Below are 19,607 nucleotides of genomic sequence, written 5' to 3' on the forward strand. Positions count from 1 at the left end.
TTGACCCGCCTGTAGGGTGCATTTCCGTGGCGAAAGCGTGGGTCAATTCGGGGAGCGGCTGGGTGCCGACCTGCACCTGGAGCTGGCGGCCGCGGGTGGCAAGCGGGCCGCCCTCATCGCCGCCCTGCGGGACGCCGTTCGCGACGGGCGGCTCGCCCCCGGCACCCGGCTGCCGCCCTACCGGTCACTGGCGGCCGACCTCGGGCTGGCCCGGAACACCGTCGCCGATGCCTACGCCGAGCTGGTCGCCGAGGGCTGGCTGACCGCCGTCCAGGGCTCCGGTACCCGGGTCGCCGAGCGCGCCGAACCGCTCAAACCGGCCCGCACGCCGAAGAAAGCACCGAAAACCGCCGGACCCCGGTACGACCTCCGGCAGGGGCAGCCCGACGCGACCGGTTTCCCCCGAGCCGAATGGCTCGCCGCCGCCCGGCGCGCGCTGAACGTGGCCCCGCACGACGCCTTCGCTCCCGGCGACCCCCGCGGCCGCCCGGAACTGCGGGACGCCCTCGCCCGGTACCTCGCCCGGGCCCGCGGCGTGCGGACGTCGCCGGACCGGATCGTCGTGTGCTCGGGGTTCGCCCACGCGCTGCGGCTGCTCTTCCCGGCGGTGCTGCCCGGCCCGCTCGCCGTCGAGTCCTACGGCCTCGCGTTCCACCGCTCGATCTTCGCCGCCGCGAAGATCCGCACGATTCCGCTGCCCCTGGACGAAAACGGCGCCCGCGTCGACGAACTGGACGCGCCGGCCGTGCTGCTCACGCCCGCGCACCAGTTCCCGACCGGCGGCCCGCTGCACCACGACCGCCGCACCGCCGTCGTCGGCCACGTCCGCGCGACCGGCGGCCTGCTGCTCGAAGACGACTACGACGGCGAGTTCCGCTACGACCGCAAGCCGGTCGGCGCGGTCCAGGGCCTCGACCCCGAGCACGTCGTCTACGTCGGTTCGGTGAGCAAGAGCCTGTCGCCCGCCCTGCGGCTCGGGTGGCTGGTGCTGCCGGAGCACCTCGTCGACGCCGTGCTGGCCGCGAAGGGGCAGCGCGAGGCGTGGGCGAGCGCGCTCGACCAGCTCACCCTGGCCGAGTTCATCGACGGCGGGGCGTACGACCGGCACCTCCGGCGGATGCGCCAGCGCTACCGGCGCCGCCGCGACCTGCTCGTGGCGGCGCTCGCCGAGCGGGCGCCGCACGTCGTGCCCACCGGCATCGCCGCCGGCCTGCACGCCGTGCTGCGCCTCCCGCCGGGCACCGAGCAGTCCGCGCTGAAGGCCGCGACGTGGCAGGGACTCGCGCTCGACGGCCTGGCCGCCTTCCGGCACCCGGCCAGCACGATGTCCACAATGGACGGCTTGGTCGTCGGCTATGCGACCCCGCCCGAGCACGCCTACGCCGCGGCCGTCGACGCGCTGTGCCGCGCGCTGCCGCCGGCCTGAGCCTCAGCCGACGATGTCGATCTCGAACGGTTCGGCCGCGCTGTAGTCGATGTCCGCCCAGATGGCGCCGGGCAGGTCGAAGCGCCGGTGCGACAGGAGCTTCGGGTTGTACCCGCCGACCTGGGCCGGGTTGTGCCCGATGCCGCTGCGGTCGCTGCCCCACGCGAAGATGTTGTTGATCCACATCGCCGTGGCGTAGCCGTCCGCGCCCAGCCGCGGCCGGACCACGATCGCCGCGCCGGGGCTGCCGGACAGGAAGACCCGCACCGAGTTGACGTCGATGTTCGGCGGGGTGACGGTGATGCGCTCCATGATCTCCACTCCAGTCGAGGCGGGTTCGGTGCCGTCCACACCGGGCCAGTAGTCGACGACGGACGAAACGTCGTAGCCGGGGGCGACGTTCCCGAGGTACTGCTTGGCGACCGCCCCGGCGGGGATGGCCGGATCGCCGTTGTAGTGGGCGATCCAGTAGTGCGGTTCGGGGACGCCGGCGGAGGAGAACGCCGACCGCACCGAAGGCCAGGTCGAGAGGTTGCAGTAGATCGTCGGGTCCGCGCCGGCCGCGCGGCGCATCCGGACCCAGCCCGGCGCCTGGGCCGGGGTGGCGTCACCGGGTTCGACGTCGAGGACGTGCCCGTCGTTCGTGCCGGCCTTCTTGACGATGGTGACCTTGACGGCGTGGGGAAAGCGCGCCCAGTCCGCGGCCGACCACGGTTCGAGTTTGATCTTGTCGATGTAGCCCGCGACCATCTGGGCGTCGGCGGGGATGTTCGCGGCCGTGACCGCGTCGTACATCGTGCGCACGGGTTGCGTCTCCGTTCGGTGCCGTATCGCCGTTTCGGGGACGGCGAAATCGTCTCCGCGATCCGCCATCGTGCTGTTACCCATGTGGGACGGGCGTCAAGCGCCAAACGTTACCCATTCCTTGTCAATCACCAAAATGGCCGCACAGCACAATTCCTTCACCGCGGACTCACGCTTCGATGGTGACGTTCCGCTTCCGGTACTGGCTTCCCGCTCACCCGGCTGGCAAGCTGCCAGCACTTCACGAGGGAAGGTACGTGCATGGCGGCACACCCGGCGCGAGCCCGGCGGATCGACGCGCGGGTCGTCGTCCTGAGCGCGCTGCTCGTGGTCGCCCTGCTGGCCTGGGCCGGGGTCGACTACGTGCGGAACCGGCTGGCCGCGGGCGGCTGTGACAGCACCACCCCGGTGCGCATCACGGCCGCGCCGGACATCGCGCCGGTGCTCACCGCGCTCGCCGGGACCGTCCCGGGGCCGGACTGCTACACCGTCGAAGTCACCGCGAGCGCGTCGCCCGCCACCGCGGCGGCCCTCGAAGCCAACGGCGCGACCGGCCCGGACGTCTGGGTGCCGGAGTCGAGCACCTGGTTGCTGCAGGCCCGCGACGGCCGGGCGTGGAACCTGCCCGAATCCGGCCAGTCGGTGGCGAGCTCCCCGGTGGTGCTGGCGCTGACCGACGAGGCCGCCGCGAAGGCGGGCTGGCCGGGGAAGTCACCGTCCTGGTCGGACGTCCTCGCCGGCAACCCGGTCGGGCTGCCCGACCCCGGGCGCGACCCCGCCGGGATCGCCGCGCTGATCGGCCTGCAGCAGCTCACGAAGGACGCGCCCGACCCCGCCGCGGCGTTCACCGAGGAGATCCGCAAGCTCTCGGCGGTGAAGGAGCCGTTCAGCGCCTCGCCCGCCTCGGAGCAGTCCGTGCTGGCCCGCAAGCTCGTCGCCGCGTACCCGGCCTCCGGCGTGCCGAGCTTCGACTACCCGTACGTCGTGCTGCCGCGCGCGTCGGAGGCCTCGCGGTCCGCGGCCGAGCGGTTCCTGCGGCTGCTGCTCGACCAGACCGCCACGAAGACGTTCGCCGACGCCGGGTTCCGCACCCCGGCCGGCCAGCTGCTCGGCGACCGGGTGACCGACACCCGCACGAACGCCGCGCCGCGCCCGGCCGGGCCGCCCGCGCCCGAAGCGATGTACGGCGTGCTCCAGGCCTGGGCCGGGGCAAACCTCAGCGCCCGCGTCCAGGTGCTGCTGGACGTGTCCGGCTCGATGGCCGCCACCGTCCCCGGCACCGGCCGGAGCCGGATGGCGCTGACGATCGAAGCCGCGACGCAGGGCCTCGGGCTGTTCAAGCCGACGACCGAACTCGGCCTGTGGCTGTTCTCGACCAAGCTCGACGGCGACAAGGACTACAAGGAACTGCTGCCGGTCCGGTCGATCAGCGCCCAGCTCGCCGCGGGCGGCCTGGCGACGCTGCAGGCGGTGAAGCCGAAGGCCGGCGGCGCCACCGGGCTGTACGACTCGATCCTCGCCGCCTACCAGAACGCCCGGCAGAACTGGCAGCTCGGCCGGATCAACGTCGTCGTCGTGCTCACCGACGGCCGCAACGAGGACAGCGACTCGGTCGGCCTGCCCGGCCTGCTCGCCGAGCTCGGCCGGCTGCAGGACCCGCGGAAACCGCTGCCGGTGATCGGGATCGGCATCGGGCCCGACATCGACGCGAGCGAGCTGCGGGAGGTCTCGGCCGCGACCGGCGGCGAGTCCTTCACCACGCCGGACCCGCGCAAGATCTCCGACGTCTTCTACCAGGCACTGAGCAAGCTCATGTGCCAGCCGCCCGCCTGCAAGAATTGAGGACACCATGTCTTTTGGGGCCGAGCCCCAAACCCCAGCCGGGGGGCAAGCCCCCCTGGACCCCCCGAAGAAGGGGGTGGTGCTGACCGAAAAATCCGCGCCCCGGGCCATCCGAAGACCGTCCACTTTGGTGCTGGCGGCGTTCGTCGCCGGGCTGGTGCCGTTCCTCATGCACGCGTGGGCGGCCCTGCACGGGAATCTCGCGCAGGACGACTTCGTCGTCACCTACCAGGCCGCCGCGGCCGGGCCGTTCGACCTCGGGTTCCTGTTCCAGGACTACCACGGGCACCTGACGCCGGGCGGGTTCTTCCTCGCCGCCGTGGCGACCGCGTGGGCGCCGCTGAACGTCCCCGCGCTGATGGTGCCGCTGCTGCTCATGCGGGCCGTCGCGACGGTGTTGTTCTGGTGCCTGCTGGTGCGCTGCTTCGGCCGCCGGTGGGCGGTCCTGGTGCCGTTCACCGTGTTCTCGGCCTCGACGTTGCTGCTGGTCCCGCCGCTGTGGTGGGCCTACGGCGTCCAGATCGTCCCGGTGGTGCTGGCCGCCGCCGGTGCATTGCACGCCCACGTCCGCTACCTCCAGGACGGCGGGCGCTGGTGGATCGGCGCCTTCGCCTGGACGGTGTTCGGGCTCGCGTTCTACGAGAAGGCCGCGGTCGTCCCGGTGCTGCTGGCCGGTGTGACCGTCCTGCTCGGACAGTCCTTCCAGGACCGGGTGCGCTACTGGGCCGGGCACGTCGTGCTGCTGGCGGCGTTCGTGGCCGGCTACCTCGCCCTGACGTCGAGCCAGGTGGGCACCGGCGGCACGCCGATGTCCGCCGGGACCGTCGCCGACCTCACCGGCCGGATGCTCGGCGACACCCTGCTGCCGGGACTGGCCGGCGGGCCGTGGTCCGGCCCCGGCCCGGGCGCGACCTGGGCACCGTCGCCGTTCGCGGTTGTCGTCCTGCTGCTCGCCGCGGCGTGCGTGCTGGTGATCGCCGGCGTGCGCGCGGGCGGCCGCCGGGCGTGGCGGGCGTGGGCGTTGCTCCTGCTGCTGTTCGCCGTGGACGTCGGGCTGCTGGCGTCGACGCGGCTGCGCGAAGTCGGCCCGGCGGCCGGCGACGACCCGCGGTACCTCGCCGAGCTGGCGCTCGTGGCCGCCCTTTGTGGAGCGTTCGCTTTCCTGGCGCCGGGGGAGGTTGCGCCGTCCGGCCGAAAGCGGGAACGGCCGATCGCCCTAGCCGTCTGCGTGCTCCTGCTCGCCAGTTCGGCCGTCGGCTTCGCCCGGTTGTCGCCGGGAATGCGGTTCGAACACGCCGGTCAGTACGTCGGCAACGTCCGCGCGGCCGTCGCCGAGGACCCGGATCTCGTTTTCTTCGACACCTTCGTGCCGTCGGACGTGGTGCACGAATGGTTCGGCGTGGACTCCCGCGCGTCCCGGGTGGTCGGCCTGCTGCCCGGCACGCACTTCGACCAGCCGACCAACCAGATGCACCAGCTCGACGCCACGGGCACACCGCACCGGATCACCGGTGTGGAGCCGGTTTCCCGCGGTGTCGCGGGTCCGGTGCCGAACTGCGGGTACACGATCGGCGAGACGCAGGTGCGCGTCCCGCTGGACACACCCGTGCTCGGCCGGTACCTGCTCAAGCTGGATTACTACACTTCGGACGGTGGCGAAGGCCTGGTCGACCGGACGCCGGTCTGGTTCCAGGCCGGGCTGCACTCGCTGTACCTGCCGGTGGACGGCCTCTTCGACCACATCGCCGTGCAGCTGTCGAGCCCGGGCGCGCCGGTGTGCCTCGCCAGGGTGGAGGTCGGGAAGCCGGTCACCCAGTAGCGGTCAGTAGGGATCGTAGGGGCTGTCGTGCCCGAGCACCCGCGCCACCGGCCGGAGGTCCAGCCGCAGCAGCACCTTGATCCCGACGTTGCGCAGGAACCACGGCAGCTGCGCCAGCACGCGCACCCGGTCCGCCGTGGACGGTGGCGCGAGCCGGAACCGCGCCAGCGACGTCGCCCGGTCCACATAGGTGTACCGGCGTCCGAAGAGGACCTTCGCGAGCGTGCCGAGCGTGACGCCGATCGAGGAAAAGCAGTCGTGCACCAGGATTTCCGCCCCCGGCGGCAGGTGCGCCGACCAGCGCAGGTTGTCGGTGTAGGTCCAGTAGTCGTGCTTGCCGTCGATGTAAAGCAGCTGTAAGGGCCGGTCCCAGTCAGGGCGCAGTTCCGTGCTGTAGCCGGCGACGAGCTCGACGACGTCGTCCAGCCCGGCCTGGCGGATGTTGCGCTCGAACAGTTGCCGCGTCGGCGATCCGCCGAACAACCGGCCGTCGACGAACGGGTCGACCGCGATCACCGTGGCCCCCACCGTGCGGGCGGCCGCACCCAGCACGATCGTGGATCTGCCCTGGTGGCTGCCGATTTCCAGGATGACGTCGCCCTTCTCGAGGCGGCGCGCGGCCCGCCACAGCGCGGCGCCCTGCTCCCGCGTCATCCAGCCCTTGACCGGCTCGGCCAGTGCCCACGCGTCGGCGAAGCCGTCCGCCACCAGTTCGTCGGAAATGGCGCACCTGCCCGTGAAGTCGGAGGTCGGGAAAATCGTCGGCACATGGTAGCCAGGTTTCGGCTTAGTATCTACCGGATGGTAACCAGCACCCGCGAACGGACCCGGGACGACGCCCCGCCCACGGGGCGCGACCGGAAGTTCTCGCCCGGTGCGTTCCTCCGCCGGCCGAGCACCTGGATCGTGCTGGCGCTGACCACGTTGTCATTCCTGCAGATGCCGGGGAAGACGACGTTCGACACCAAACTCGACCTCGCCGTCGACCCGCTCGCCTTCCTCGGCCGCGCGCTGCACCTGTGGAACCCCCAGGCCACCGGCGGGGAGCTGCAGAACCAGGCGTACGGCTACCTCTTCCCGATGGGCCCGTTCTTCGCGCTGTGCCAGGCCGTCGGCATGCCCGCGTGGATCGCGCAACGGCTGTGGGGCGCGGTCCTGCTGTCGGCCGCGTTCGGCGGCGCGCTGCTGCTGGCGCGGGCGATGAAGATCGGCACCGAGCGCACCCGGCTGATCGGCGCGCTCGGGTACGCGCTCGCGCCGCGCATGCTGACCGAGATCGGCGGTCTCTCGGCGGAAATGCTGCCCGCGGTGCTGCTGCCGTGGGTGCTGGTGCCGCTGGTGCGGGCCGGGACGACCGGCTCACCGCGGCGCGCCGCCGGGCTGTCCGCGCTGGCCGTGCTCGGCATGGGCGGCGTGAACGGCGCGATGGTCGTGATGGCGCTCGTCCTGCCGGGACTGTGGCTGCTGACCCGCCGCTGGACGCGTTCGCACGTCGAGCTCGTCCTCTGGTGGTTCCTCTTCGTCGTCGGCGCGACGCTGTGGTGGATCCTGCCGCTGCTGCTGCTCGGCGAATACAGCCTGCCGTTCCTGGACTACATCGAGTCCGCGACGAACACGACCGCGCCGATGTCGCTGTTCGAGGTGCTGCGCGGGACCAACCAGTGGGTCGCCTACGTCGTGCAGGGCACGCCGTGGTGGCCCGGTGGCTGGTCGCTGATCGACAACCCGGTGCTGATGCTCGCCACCGGGCTGGTCGCCGGCATCGGGCTGCTGGGGCTGACCCGGCGTGGCCTGCCCGAGCGGCGGTTCCTCGTGCTGGGGGTGGTCACCGGGCTGACCCTGCTGACCATCGGCTACGTCGGGACGCTCGACAGCCCGCTGGCCGAGCAGGTGCGGCACCTGCTCGACGGGCCGCTGGCCCCGCTGCGGAACGTGCACAAGTTCGAGCCGGTGCTGCGGCTGCCGCTGGTGCTGGCGTTCGTGCACGGCATTTCGAGCCCGGCCCGGGTGAAGTCCGCGCGCCGGTTCCTGCGGCCGGCACTGGGCCTGCTGCTGGTGCTGGTGATGGCCGCGCCGGCGTGGCTGCTGAACCTGCGGTCCGGGCCGGGCTGGGACGAGGTCCCCGGCTACTGGTACGACGCGATGGGCTACGTCGCCAAGGCCGGCCCGGACGCGCGGACGCTGCTGCTGCCGGCCACCGGCTTCGGCGAGTACGAGTGGGGCCGCACGGTCGACGAGCCCGCGCAGGCCATCGCGCGGAGCCCGTGGGCGGTGCGCAACCAGGTGCCGCTCGGGTCCGAAGGCAACACGCGGCTGATGGACTCGGTCGACGCGGCGCTCGCCGACGGCCGCGGCGACCCCGGGCTCGCCGCGCTGCTCGCGCGGTCCGGGTACCGGTTCCTGCTGCTGCGCAACGACATCGACCGCGAGCGGACGAACGCCCCGCCGATCGCCACCCTGCGCGCCGGGCTGGCCGGGTCGCCGGGCATCGCCAAGGCCGCGGAGTTCGGGCCGCTGGCGGTCTACGAGGTGCGGCAACCGGTGCCACTCGCGACTGCGACGTCCACAAAGGACGTCCCGACGGTGAGCGGCGGCCCGGAGAACCTGCTCCCGCTGATCGACTCCGGCCAGCTCGACCCGGCGACGCCGACCGTGCTCACCGGCGACGGCGGATCGGCGGGCGGGCCGCGGCTGGTGACCGACGGCCTGCGCCGCGCCGAGCGGAACGTCGGCGGCGTGCGCGACAACCTCAGCCAGACCCTGACCGCCGGCGAGGCGTTCCGCCAGCAGCGCGCCGCGGGCGACGTGCTGCCGTTCCCGGGGCAGGAACACCAGACCGTGGCCGCCTACCGGGGCATCCGCTCGGTGACGGCGTCGACGGCCGCGTCCTTCGCCGACGCCTTCGGGGGTTCCGACCCGGGGCACCAGCCCTTCGCGGCGATTGACGGCGACCCGCGCACGGCGTGGCACTCGTCGTCGTTCACCGGCCCGATCGGCCAGTGGCTCGAGGTGGAGCTGGACACGCCGCGGCTGGTGAACTCGGTGGACCTGCAGATGGTGGACGACATCCGGGTGGGCTGGCCGCCCACCCGGATCCGGATCACGACCGACAACGGCTCGGTCGACCAGCAGGTGATCCGCGGCGCCGGGACGCACGAGTACGCGGTCGCCGCCGGGGTCACCCGCAAGGTGCGGATCACGCTGCTGTCGCTGGTGGTCGGGCGGCAGGACGGGAACGTCGGCGTCGCGGAGCTGAAGATCCCCGGCACCGAGCCGCAGCGCGCCCTGGAGGTGCCGGCGGACCTGCCCGTCGGCCCGGCACCCGGCTTCGCGTTCACGCGCGGCGCCCAGCCGCGGTACGCGTGCCTGCCTTCGGGCGACGCGGTGCGCTGCGACGCTTCCGCCGCCCGTGACGGCGAAGAGCCCGACGGGATCCGGCGGCTGTTCAGCACGCCGGCCGAGGAGACGTACCTGGTCGGCGGCTCGGTGCTGCCGGCGGGCGGCGGGCGCAACCCGGTGTCGCTGCCCGGGGTCACGGTGGCGTCGACGTCCCAGCTGGGCGGCGACCCGGCGGCGGCGGGGTTCGCGGCCGTGGACGGCGATGCGGGCACGACGTGGCGTCCCGACGTCACCGACCTGCGGCCGGCGCTGACCCTCGGCTGGACCGGCCCGAAGACGATTTCCGGGGTGCACGTCGAGGTTTCGCCGTCGAGCGGGGCCCGGGTGCCCCGCCGGCTGGAGCTGGTCGGCAAGTCCGGGACGCGGTCGGTGCAGCTCGACGCGGGCGGGTCCGCGTCCTTCGAGCCCCTGGACACCGACCAGCTGCAGATCGTGCTGCCGGGCGACGACGACGATCCCGCGGCCCGTGCGGTGGTGGGGATCGGCAGCCTGGCGCTGTCCGGCGGTGACGGCCTGCTGCCGGGGCCGGATCCGGCGTTCACGGTGCCCTGCGGTTCCGGACCCAACATCCACCTGGACGGCCTCGACTACCGGACGTCGGTGCAGGGCACGCTGGCCGACATCACCGCGCACCGGCCGCTGCCGCTGCGGATGTGCCGGGACTCCGAGGGCGGCATCGACCTGCCGTCCGGCGGGCACGAGCTGCGCACGGACCGGTCGGAGTCGTTCGTCGTCCAGGACCTGTGGCTGCGCCCGGCCCAGGCTCCTTCGCCGCCCGTGCACCGCTCGGTGCAGGTGGGATCGTGGGAGGCGGCGTCGCGGTCGGTGACGGTCGGGGCGGGTCCGGAGTCGGTGCTGGCGGTGCCGGAGAACGCGAACGCGGGCTGGGTGGCCACTTTGGACGGTCACCAGCTGACGCGCACGCGGGTCGACGGCTGGCAGCAGGCGTGGATCGTCCCGGCGGGCGCGGGCGGGGTGGTCTCGCTGGCGTTCGAGCCGGACTCGCGGTACCGCGTGAGCCTGCTGATCGGCGCGGCGGCGGTCCTGGCGCTGCTGGTGGGGGTGGCGTGGCCGGTCCGCCGCCGGCGGTCCTTCGCCGTCGTCCCGGGCGGTTCGTGGGTCCCGGTGGTCCTGATCGGCCTGCTGGTGGCACTGGGCGGGATGCTCCCGGTGGTGCTGCTGATCGCGTGTCTGCTGGCCCGCCAGTTCTCCGAGCGCGCACCCCGGTACGCGGCGTTCGGCGGCATGGTCGTGGCGGCGGCCGTTTCGGTGACGGGTCGCGTCCTCGGCCACGGCCAGGAGTGGGCCTACGGCCCGGTGACCCAGGCGGCCCTGCTCCTGGCCGCGGCCGCGATGGTGGCGACGTGCGTGGACTGGTTCACCCGCAAGGAAAACCCCGCGGAACCCGACCGCTCGGCGTAACTCGCGTGATGGGGGACGTAACTCGCGTGATCAGGCCCGTAACTCGCGTGACGGGGGACGTAACTCGTGAGTTCCGGCCTCGATCACGCGAGTTACGTGTTCAATCACGCGAGTTCGGGGTTCAGTCACGTGAGTTGCGGCGGGGGCGGAGTTCCAGCACTGCTCCGGCCAGGGCCAAGCCGCCCGCGCAGCAGGCCGCCACCGTGACCACCTGGGCCGCCGAGCCGTGGAACCAGACCGTGATCAGCAGCGTTTCCGCGGCCACCGCCGTCCACATCAGGACCGTCACGCGGCGGTCGCCGTCCGCCAGGCGGGCGTACAGCAGGAGCTGGACCAGCGCCAGCATCGATCCCGCGAGGGCGAACGGCCACACCGGCATCGTGCTTCCGGCGTACCGCGCACCGCCGATCAGCGGCAGCAGAGCGGGCCCGGCCACCAGGGAAACCAGCAGCACGAAGGCATCCAGGAAAGCGCACACCCCCAGCGCCACCGGCAGCACCCGGCGACGGCGGTCGCGCACCGCGAACCGGGGGAGGACCAGGACCCCCACCGCCTGCGGCAGCCAGTACGCGATCTTCGTGACGATCGCGCCCAGCGCGTACTCGCCCGCGGAACCGGCCGGCAGCGTGTGCCGCGCCAGCACCAGGTCCAGGTTCACCAGCAGCACCAGCGCCAGCATCGCCTGGGCCGTGTGGAGTACCTCGCCGCCGTGGCGGTCGGCCCAGCGGGGACGCGGGCGGCCGCAGATCTGCCAGCCCGCCACGACCACCGCCAGCGAACCGATCGCCGCTCCGGTCAGGGCTCCGGTGGAAGAGCCCGAGACGACCAGCCCCACCAGCGACCCGCCGACCTTGCCCACGCCCTCCAGCGCGATCAGCCCGGCCAGCGTCGCGAACCGGTGACTGCCCTGCAGGAGACCGTGGAACAGCCCGAGCAGCGTCAACGGGCCCAGCGCGGCCGTCACCAGCAGCGCCGGCGCCACCGAGCCCAGGTGCAGCAGGAGCACCAGCAACGGGCTCAGCGTCAACGCCACCGTCGCGACGATCCCGCTCGTCACCAGCCCGAGGGCGAACAGCGAGCCGGGGTGCGGCGACGGCGACCGCGCCACCCGCAGCGCCACCACGGTCTGCAGCCCCATCGCCGGGACGACGCCGATGACCAGCACCGCCAGCAGCGAGCTCAGCTCCCCGAACGCGCCGGGCGCGAGGATCCGCGCGGCCGCCAGGCTCAGCACGTAACTGGCCGCGTTGTTGCCCGCGAGCGCCAGCGAGACGAGGATCGCCGCGACCCGGTTGCCGGTCCGGGACGGGGCTTCGGTGTCTACGCTCAACGGGGGACTCCCATTACCGGCGGGTAATGACCAGGGACCCTAACCGCGCGGGCAACGGAAAGGAAGGGCCGTGGACGCACCGGGCAGACGGCTCGCGCTCCCCGTGCTGTCCGCCGCGCTCGCGTTCGCCGTCTGCGCGCCCCTGCTCGGCCGCGGCTTCGTCCTGAGCTACGACATGGTGTTCGCGCCGCGGCAGTACTTCGTCCCGGACGCCTTCGGGATCGGCGCCACGCTGCCGCGCTCGGTCCCCGCCGACGCCGTCGTCGCGCTGGCGACCACCGTGCTGCCCGGCGACCTCGTGCAGAAGCTCGTCCTGCTGCTGGCCGTCTTCGGTGCCGCCCTCGGCGCGGGACGGCTCGTCCCGACCGACCGCACCGGCACCCGGCTGGTCGCCGCGACCGCCTACGCCTGGACGCCGTACGTCGCGGAGCGGTTGTTCATCGGGCACTGGCCGTTGCTGCTGACGTACGCGGCCCTGCCGTGGATCGTGCGGGCCGGGCTCGAGGTGCGGGAACGGGAACCGAACGCCCTGCCGAAGCTGGTCCTCGCCTGCGCTCCCGCCGTCCTGACGCCGCCGGGCGGGGTGCTCGCGGCCGCCGTCGCGGTCACGGCCGCCGGTTCGCGCCGGCTCCGGCAGACGGCCGCCATCGCCGTCGTCCTCAACCTGCCGTGGCTGGTGCCGACGTTCCTCAACGCCGGCAGCACGTTCTCCGACCCCGCCGGCGTCACGGCGTTCAGCGCGCGCGCCGAAAGCTGGGGCCCCGCGCTGCTCAGCGTGCTCGGGCTGGGCGGCATCTGGAACGCCGAAACGGTGCCCGGCAGCCGGAGCATGCCGCTGATCCCGGTGCTCACCCTCGTCACCGTCGCGATCGCGGTGGCGGGGTTCCCCACGCTCAAGGCGCGCTGGGGTGCGGCACCGGCCTGGTCCCTGTCCGGCCTCGGCGTCGCCGGTGTCCTCCTGGCCTCGCTGGCGACGTTGCCGGGCGGCGACGCGCTGCTGACCGCGGCGACGCGGCACGTGCCCGGCGCCGGACTGCTGCGGGACGCCCAGAAGTGGGTGGCCTGGTGGGCGTTGCCGCTCGCGCTGGGCTTCGCGCTGGCCATCGAAGCCGCCGCGTCGAAGCTGCGAAGCGCCCAAGGCCGGGTCGCACTGGTGACGGCGGCGGTCGTGTTCCCGCTGCTCACCATGCCGGACCTGGCGTGGGGCGGCTGGGGACGGCTCGGCACCGCGCAGTACCCGGACGACTGGCGGGCGGTGTCCGAAGTGCTCGGTGACCGCCCCGGGGACGTGCTGGCGTTGCCGCTGTCGGCGTTCCGCGGGTTCGCCTGGAACGACGACCGCACGCAGCTCGACCCGGCTCCTCGCGCGCTCCCGAGGCCGGTGCTGATGGACGACACGCTGCAGGTCGGCACCGAACGCATCGCCGGCGAGGACCCGAGGATCGGCGACGTCCGCGCCGCGACGTCCGCGCGGGAGCTCACCGCCGCGGGCATCGGCTGGATCCTCGTCGAACACGGGACGCCCGGCGACGTCGACCCGCGGTTGCTCGCCGACGCGACCCGGGTGTGGTCGGGTGACTGGCTGACGCTCTACCGGACACCCGGTGTGCCGGCGGTGAAAGCGATTTCGTGGACGCCTGCCTTGGTGGCAAACGGAGTAGCGCTCGCGTTGCTGTGCGTCGCACTGTTGTGCCGCATGTTACCGATGCGTACATTGGGCCGCGGCAGGATCTCCCCGCCGCGGAAGGAGTGACACGTGGGCACGGTCATCGGCGTCATCGCCGCCGTCCTCATCGGAGGCGGCACGGCGACCGGAGCGGGTTTCGCCCTCATCGCGGGCGCGGACCCGGACAGCTCCGCCCAGGTGCTGGAGAAGCTGAACGCGCAGGTGAAGTACAACCCCGCCGACCACCCGAACAAGCTCTACGGGAACCGCTGACGCGGCGGATGACGCAGTTCGCCTCCGACCACGCGCACCGCGTCGTCGGGCTCTACGGCGACCCCACCGTTTCCTGGAGCATCCTCCTCGAAGCGGACCTCGGCGCGGCCGCACCGGAACCGGAAAAGCTGCGGGCGCGGCTGGCGGCCGCGATCCAGGAGTACCCGCACCTCGGTGCCGTGCCGGAAATCGAGCTGACGACGGACCTGCCGGCCACTCGCGACCGCTTCGCCGCCGAGCCCTACGAACGGTCGGCGCCGCTCCTGCGCGTCGCCGTCCGGGCCGGTGAACCCACGCTGCTCGTCGCCGCGCACCACGGCGCCCTCGACGGCCTCGGCCTGCTGGCCCTGCTCGGCATCCTCCTCGACGTCCCGGTTTCCTCCGGGGCCACCGGGATCGGGGAACGCACCGGCGGCAAACCGTTCCTCGTTTCGGCCCTCCAGCGGCTCGCTGAGGCGCTTTTCGCGCCGCCGGGCCGCATCCTGCCCGACCGCGCCGCCCCGGCCGCCGGAGACGTCTTCGCGGCCCGGCACGATCCTGCGCTGCGGCTGGGCGCGGCGGGGTTCGTCGCGGCCGGCGCCCGCGCCACGGAACGCTGGAACCGCGCGCACGGCGCCCGCACCGCCCGCGTCGTGGCCGCGCTGGGCGCGTCATGGCGCTCCGGCGCCGCGCCGGAACCGGTCCACGACAGCGCGTTCTTCCGGCTGCGCCTCGGTCCCGGCGCGGACGCCGCCGCGGTTTTGGCGGCCCAGGCACCGGAACCGGACTTCCCGGCCCGCAGCAGCAGGCTCGCCCGCCTGGGCACGCGCCTGCTGGCGAGCCGGCTCGGCTCGACGTTCCTGGTGTCGAACCTCGGCGTGGTGTCCACCGGGGACACGGTGCGCTCGCTGGCGTTCTACCCGGCCGCGAGCGGCCGCTCAGGCGTGGCCTTCGGCGCGGCGACCACCGCCGGCACCACGACGGTGACCGTGCGGGCCCGGCGCCGGGACTTCGATGCGGCTGCGGCTGCCCGGTTGCTGGAGGAGTTCCGGGACGCGGTTCACGACGCCAGCGCTTCGCCGCGCGCCACCTGACTCAGGACGCGGAAGCGGCGCTGCGGCCGCGGCCGCGCGGTTGCGGAGGAGTTCCGGCGACGCAGTCCGGCAGCAGTGCTGTGGGTGACCCCCTCAGGACCCGTAAAGCGGCGCCGTGGGGGGTGCGTGGTCGGCGGGGAACCGGACTCGCGGCCGAGGTGGCGACCACCGCCGGCACCACGACGGTGACCGTGCGGGCCCGGCGCCGGGACTTCGATGCGGCTGCGGCTGCCCGGTTGCTGGAGGAGTTCCGGGACGCGGTTCACGACGCCAGCGCTTCGCCGCGCGCCACCTGACTCAGGACCCTCGGCCGGGGCGCCGGCCGCCCGGAGACGTCCCGGACCAGGGAGGCGAACTGGCCGACGCTGCTGTCCCAGCTGAACTTCCCGGCCCGCTCGACCCCGGCCAGACCCATCTCCGCGCGCCGCAGGCCGTCCGCGAGCAGGCCGTCGACCTTCGCCGTGAAGTCGTCGAAGTCGTCGGCCAGCAGGCCGGTGCGGCCCTCCACGATGGACTCGGCCACGCCGCCCGCGGCGCGGTAGGCCACCGACGGCACGCCGTGCGCGGCGGCCTCCATGATGACGATGCCCCAGCCCTCCTTGACCGACGGGCACAGGTGCAGCCACGACCGCGCCAGGATCTCGTGCTTCGCCTGCTCGTCGACCCAGCCGTGCAGGACCACGCGATCGGCGACCCCGCGCGAAGCCGCGTGCGCGCGCAGCACCTCGTCCCACGGCCCCTGGCCGACGACCTCGAGGCGCAGGGCGGGCCAGCGCCGCGCGAGCCGCGCGACGACGTCGATGGCGTGCTCGATCCGCTTGTGCGGCACCAGCCTGCTCACCGCGACCAGGGTCGGCTCGCGGTCGCGCTCGGACACGCACGGCGGCGGTGCGTCGAGGCCGTTCGCCACCACCGTGACGCGGTCCCGCTCGATGCCCAAGCCCCCGAGCTCGGCCTTGGTGACCTCGGAAACCGTGACGTAGCGGCACTTCCGGAACAGCCACGGCGCCAGCCGCGACTCGATCCACCAGCCGACCCGGCCCAGCGTCTCGCCGAGCGCGCTGATCCACTGTTCCTTGTGGACGTGGTGCACGAGCACCAGCACGGGGCAGCCGGCGACCAGCCGGGCGAAGAACGGCATGCCGTTCTGGACGTCCACCACGAGGTCGGCGCGCGCCCGGCGGATGGCGCGCAACGCGTGCGCGTACACGCCGAACTTGTTGCCGCGCCGCCGGTAGCGGACGCCGTCGCGCCACTCGCCCGCGGTCGCGCCGGGGTAGGCGGCGCACTGGATCTCGACCCGGTACCCCGCTCTCGCCAGCCCTTCGGCCATCCGCTCGACGTACCGCTCCGACCCGCCACCCTCGGGGTGGCCGGTGTCGCGCCAGTTGACGAGGAGCACGCGAGGACGTTCCATCGGGTTATCCAAACTTTAGCGACGGTGCTAGGTTACTCGTGCGTACACAGTAGATGAACGTATTCCGGAAAGCGACGGTTCAATGGTAGGGAATCCGGTTTTGGTCGATGGAGCCGTGCCGCCGCACCGCGCTACGCTCCGCCGTTCCGTCACGCTGTTCCGCACGTTCCTCACCGAGCAGACGGACCCCGACGGTTTCTATTCCGCGCTCGCCGCCGACTCGGTCCGGCAATTGGCGGCGCACACTCCGCTGTCCGGGCGAACAGTGCTCGACGTCGGCGGTGGCCCGGGGTATTTCTCGGACGCCTTCCGCGGCGCCGGCGCGGTCTACCTCGGCCTCGACCCGGACGTCGGCGAGCTGTCCGCGCGCGGCGAGCCGGGGGAGAACATGATCCGCGCCAGCGGCACGGAACTGCCTGTCCGCACCGGATCCGTGGACGTCTGCTACTCGTCGAACGTGCTGGAGCACGTGTCCGAGCCGTGGGTGATGCTCGAGGAGATGTGCCGGGTGACCAAGCCGGGCGGCACGGTCTTCGCGTCGTTCACGCCGTGGTATTCGCCGTGGGGCGGTCACGAGACCGCGCCGTGGCATTTCTTCGGCGGCCATTACGCCCGGCAGCGTTATTTCCGGAAGCTCGGCAAGCAGCCGAAGAACAAATTCGGCGAAAGCCTGTTCCCGGTTTCGGTCGGCGCCGCGCTTCGCTGGGCGAAGGCGACGCCGCTCGCCGACCTGGTGGCCGGTTATCCGCGGTACCACCCGAGCTGGGCGATGTGGATCGTGCGGATTCCCGGCCTCCGTGAAGTGGCTTCCTGGAATCTGGTCCTGGTCCTCCGGAAGCGCTGACTCAGCGGCCGGCGCCCACCGGTACCCGCCGTCGCTGCGGCGGGGCCGGCGGCTCGGCGCGGCGACGGCGGACCAGCAGGACGATCGCGACGACGATCAGCACGCCACCACCGATCCCGAGCCAGAGCGGGCCGGTGCTCGACAGGAACTCCAGCCTGCCCTTGTTCGCGTTGATCTGGTCCACCATCTGCGAGATCGTCTTGCCGTTGTAGGCGAGCGTCCCGTCGAACACGACCGCCGTGCTGGTGCCGGCGCGCAGTTCCTGGTGCTGCTGTTGCTGCTGGTTCACCTCGATCCCGGTGACCGGCTCCACCCACATCGTGTTCACGCCGCGGTAGTAGAGGTCGGCCTTGACGGTCGGCTGGTCCGAGCCGACCAGCGACCCCGGCACGTCCTTCGTCGCGACCTTCGTGTCGGGGATGTCCTGGACGAACTTGTAGGTCTCGATCCCGTTCACCGTCTCGGTGCCGGTGTACCGGGCCGTGACGGGCGCGCCGGTGTTGTCGTCGTAGACCTTGTAGTCCTGCTTCTCGGTGCCGAACGGGAACTTGAAGTTCAGCCCGCCCTGCGCCTTGTAGTCGGTCGTCTCGGGCGGCTTCTGGCCTTCCTTGTCGGCCTTGTCCGCGAGCTCGGTGACGTAGCTGCTCTTGGCGTCGCACTTCGGATCGGTTTCCCCGCGCGGCTCGTAGCCCTCCGAGGTGCGCCGGTTGAAGCAGACCTGCCGCTTGCTCGCGCTGAGCACCGTGTTGTCGGCGTCGTCGGTGACCTGCACCGCCAGCAGCCAGACCGCGTAGTCGGTGTCCTGGTGCATCTCGGGCGCGGCGAAGTTCGCCTGCACGCGCGCCGTCGCCGTCAGCTTCGCGTTTTCCCGGATCTGCGAAGTCGGGCCGGAACCGTTGTCGGTGACCGCGAGGACCTTGCTCGCGGTGCCTTCGAGCACCGACGTCGAGTCCTGGTCCAGCGGCACCTTGGCGAGCTTCGGGTAGACGTAGGTCGGCAGGAGCACCGCCCCGGCGACCGCGAAAACCCCCAGTGCCAGCAAGATCAGGCCGAAAGCTCGTCGCAACGGTCCTCCTGGGTCGTCTTCGGCTCAACGCAAATTACCCGGCGGTAATCAGTGCCCGGATAGTGGCCCCCGCCACGTCGCGCGTCAAAGTGTGACCGGCGGTCACAGACAACCGGTGCGACCGGAAGGTCGCATGGGCGCGACCGTTCGGACCAAGCGGCCAAACATGTTTGTTCCCGGGCACAACGGGCGCGGGCCCACCATCGGACGATCCTCACCCGCCGCGCCGGACCGCAAAGGAGAGACTCCTGTCGCAGGACCCATCGATGGTCGCCATCGCGGCCACCGCGCGCTGGCGAGCCCGGATCGTGGCGGCGGCCGCGAGCGCGGGGATCACACTGACCGACCCCGCGCCCGGCGCACCCGGCATCCGGGTGCTCGCCTGCGCCGCGGGCGACCTCGGGCGGATCGTGCCGCGCCTCGGCGGCGAACCCTCCCGGGCGGCGATCGGCGCCCATTCGGACTCGATCGCCGACCGCGAGCTGCGCGACGCCGTGGCCGACGTCGCGGCGCTGCTTTCCCTGCACGGCAACGTGGTGCTCGACCTCGACGCCGGTGGCGGCCGCCCTGCGCCGCGGCCGGACGTGGTCGTCTCGGCCGGAGTGGACCGTCCCCAGTGGACGGAACCGGCGGTGACGCTCCCGGTGGGCACGGGACGGCGCGGAGACCCGCTCACGGTGGCCCTGACCGCCGGCCCCGGCTTCGAGGGCACGCTGCTGGAACTGGCGAGGCTCGTGGAAGCCGACGCGGCCTAGCTCCCGGTGACGGCCGTCGCCCGGATCTCGACGCGCATTCCCGGGGCGCCCAGCGCCGCGACGCCGATCTGGGTCCAGATGGGCGCGCGGTCGCCCATGCGCTTGCGGAACTGCTCGACCATCACGCGCGTGTGGTTGTCGCCGATGGTGCCGGTCGCGGTCGGGACGTGGAACGAGTCCACCGCGACGACGTCTTCCCAGGTGGCGCCGGCCGTCGCGAGCGTGCGCTCGACGTTGTCGAACGCCCGCACGATCTCGTCCTCGAGGGCCTCCGGGAAGACGGTGTCGTCGTCCCAGCCGCCCTGGCCCGAGATTTCGACGCGGTCGCCGATCCGGACCGCCTGGCTGTAGTGCAGGGCGGCGAGGTGCCGGGGGCCGTAGCCGGGGGTCACGAAGAACTGCGGCATGGGATTCCCTTCGATTGACTTCATCCTTGAAGTCAACCTAGCACGGTTTTACTTCAAGCGTGAA

The 19,607-nt window shown here is 72.7% G+C and carries 15 protein-coding genes; 9 read left to right on the forward strand and 6 right to left on the reverse strand.

All coding sequences use genetic code 11. The annotated features are described in order from the left end of the window. Positions 1-37: 37 nt before the first annotated feature. Entirely contained in the window at positions 38-1,426 is a 1,389-nt protein-coding gene (gene pdxR, locus ACH54P_RS39315; RefSeq protein WP_489908349.1) for a MocR-like pyridoxine biosynthesis transcription factor PdxR, read from the forward strand. A 3-nt stretch (positions 1,427-1,429) separates the two neighbouring features. Here the strand turns inward: pdxR and ACH54P_RS39320 are convergent, their stop codons facing one another. After that, positions 1,430-2,230, reverse strand: a complete 801-nt coding sequence (locus ACH54P_RS39320) for a glycoside hydrolase family 25 domain-containing protein (RefSeq protein WP_489908350.1) — start codon at positions 2,228-2,230, stop codon at positions 1,430-1,432. 261 nt (positions 2,231-2,491) lie between these two features. Here ACH54P_RS39320 and ACH54P_RS39325 point away from each other — a divergent pair, with 261 nt between their 5' ends. After that, complete coding sequence (locus ACH54P_RS39325) at positions 2,492-4,072, forward strand: substrate-binding domain-containing protein (RefSeq protein ID WP_489908351.1); 1,581 nt, start codon at positions 2,492-2,494, stop codon at positions 4,070-4,072. Positions 4,073-4,148: 76 nt separating this feature from the next. Further along, the gene (locus tag ACH54P_RS39330) at positions 4,149-5,891 is read left to right on the forward strand and encodes a hypothetical protein (RefSeq protein WP_489908352.1); all 1,743 of its coding nucleotides are present in this window, start codon (positions 4,149-4,151) and stop codon (positions 5,889-5,891) included. A 3-nt stretch (positions 5,892-5,894) separates the two neighbouring features. Here ACH54P_RS39330 and ACH54P_RS39335 read toward each other — a convergent pair whose 3' ends face one another. Beyond that, the gene (locus ACH54P_RS39335) at positions 5,895-6,659 is read right to left on the reverse strand and encodes a class I SAM-dependent methyltransferase (protein WP_489908353.1); all 765 of its coding nucleotides are present in this window, start codon (positions 6,657-6,659) and stop codon (positions 5,895-5,897) included. Between the two features lie 33 nt (positions 6,660-6,692). Here ACH54P_RS39335 and ACH54P_RS39340 point away from each other — a divergent pair, with 33 nt between their 5' ends. Next, positions 6,693-10,712, forward strand: coding sequence for an alpha-(1->3)-arabinofuranosyltransferase (locus tag ACH54P_RS39340; RefSeq protein ID WP_489908354.1), 4,020 nt, complete (start codon positions 6,693-6,695; stop codon positions 10,710-10,712). Positions 10,713-10,833: 121 nt separating this feature from the next. Here the strand turns inward: ACH54P_RS39340 and ACH54P_RS39345 are convergent, their stop codons facing one another. After that, positions 10,834-12,042: a lipopolysaccharide biosynthesis protein gene (locus ACH54P_RS39345; protein ID WP_489908355.1), complete on the reverse strand. Its 1,209-nt coding sequence runs from the start codon at positions 12,040-12,042 to the stop codon at positions 10,834-10,836. Between the two features lie 70 nt (positions 12,043-12,112). Between ACH54P_RS39345 and ACH54P_RS39350 the strand changes: the two genes are divergently transcribed. The 3 genes from ACH54P_RS39350 to ACH54P_RS39360 are packed head-to-tail and all read left to right on the forward strand — an operon-like array spanning position 12,113 to position 15,054. Beyond that, a complete protein-coding gene (locus tag ACH54P_RS39350) occupies positions 12,113-13,795 on the forward strand; it encodes an MmpA family trehalose lipid delivery protein (protein ID WP_489908356.1) in 1,683 nt (560 codons plus the stop codon). Between the two features lie 3 nt (positions 13,796-13,798). Then, complete coding sequence (locus ACH54P_RS39355; protein WP_489908357.1) at positions 13,799-13,981, forward strand: hypothetical protein; 183 nt, start codon at positions 13,799-13,801, stop codon at positions 13,979-13,981. An 8-nt stretch (positions 13,982-13,989) separates the two neighbouring features. Next, positions 13,990-15,054, forward strand: coding sequence for a hypothetical protein (locus ACH54P_RS39360; protein WP_489908358.1), 1,065 nt, complete (start codon positions 13,990-13,992; stop codon positions 15,052-15,054). A 262-nt stretch (positions 15,055-15,316) separates the two neighbouring features. Here the strand turns inward: ACH54P_RS39360 and ACH54P_RS39365 are convergent, their stop codons facing one another. Beyond that, on the reverse strand, positions 15,317-16,456 hold the full coding sequence (locus ACH54P_RS39365; RefSeq protein WP_489916903.1) for a glycosyltransferase family 4 protein: 1,140 nt from the start codon (positions 16,454-16,456) through the stop codon (positions 15,317-15,319). 130 nt (positions 16,457-16,586) lie between these two features. Here ACH54P_RS39365 and ACH54P_RS39370 point away from each other — a divergent pair, with 130 nt between their 5' ends. Then, positions 16,587-17,315, forward strand: coding sequence for a class I SAM-dependent methyltransferase (locus ACH54P_RS39370; protein WP_489908359.1), 729 nt, complete (start codon positions 16,587-16,589; stop codon positions 17,313-17,315). A 1-nt stretch (position 17,316) separates the two neighbouring features. Here the strand turns inward: ACH54P_RS39370 and pgfA are convergent, their stop codons facing one another. After that, the gene (gene pgfA, locus ACH54P_RS39375; protein WP_489908360.1) at positions 17,317-18,381 is read right to left on the reverse strand and encodes a cell envelope lipid trafficking protein PgfA; all 1,065 of its coding nucleotides are present in this window, start codon (positions 18,379-18,381) and stop codon (positions 17,317-17,319) included. 266 nt (positions 18,382-18,647) lie between these two features. Here pgfA and ACH54P_RS39380 point away from each other — a divergent pair, with 266 nt between their 5' ends. Beyond that, positions 18,648-19,136: a hypothetical protein gene (locus tag ACH54P_RS39380; RefSeq protein ID WP_489908361.1), complete on the forward strand. Its 489-nt coding sequence runs from the start codon at positions 18,648-18,650 to the stop codon at positions 19,134-19,136. Here ACH54P_RS39380 and ACH54P_RS39385 read toward each other — a convergent pair. Next, positions 19,133-19,567, reverse strand: a complete 435-nt coding sequence (locus tag ACH54P_RS39385; RefSeq protein WP_489908362.1) for a RidA family protein — start codon at positions 19,565-19,567, stop codon at positions 19,133-19,135. The genes ACH54P_RS39380 and ACH54P_RS39385 overlap by 4 nt on opposite strands. Positions 19,568-19,607: the final 40 nt, after the last annotated feature.

The sequence above is a fragment of the Amycolatopsis sp. N2S4-7 genome (assembly GCF_058119595.1).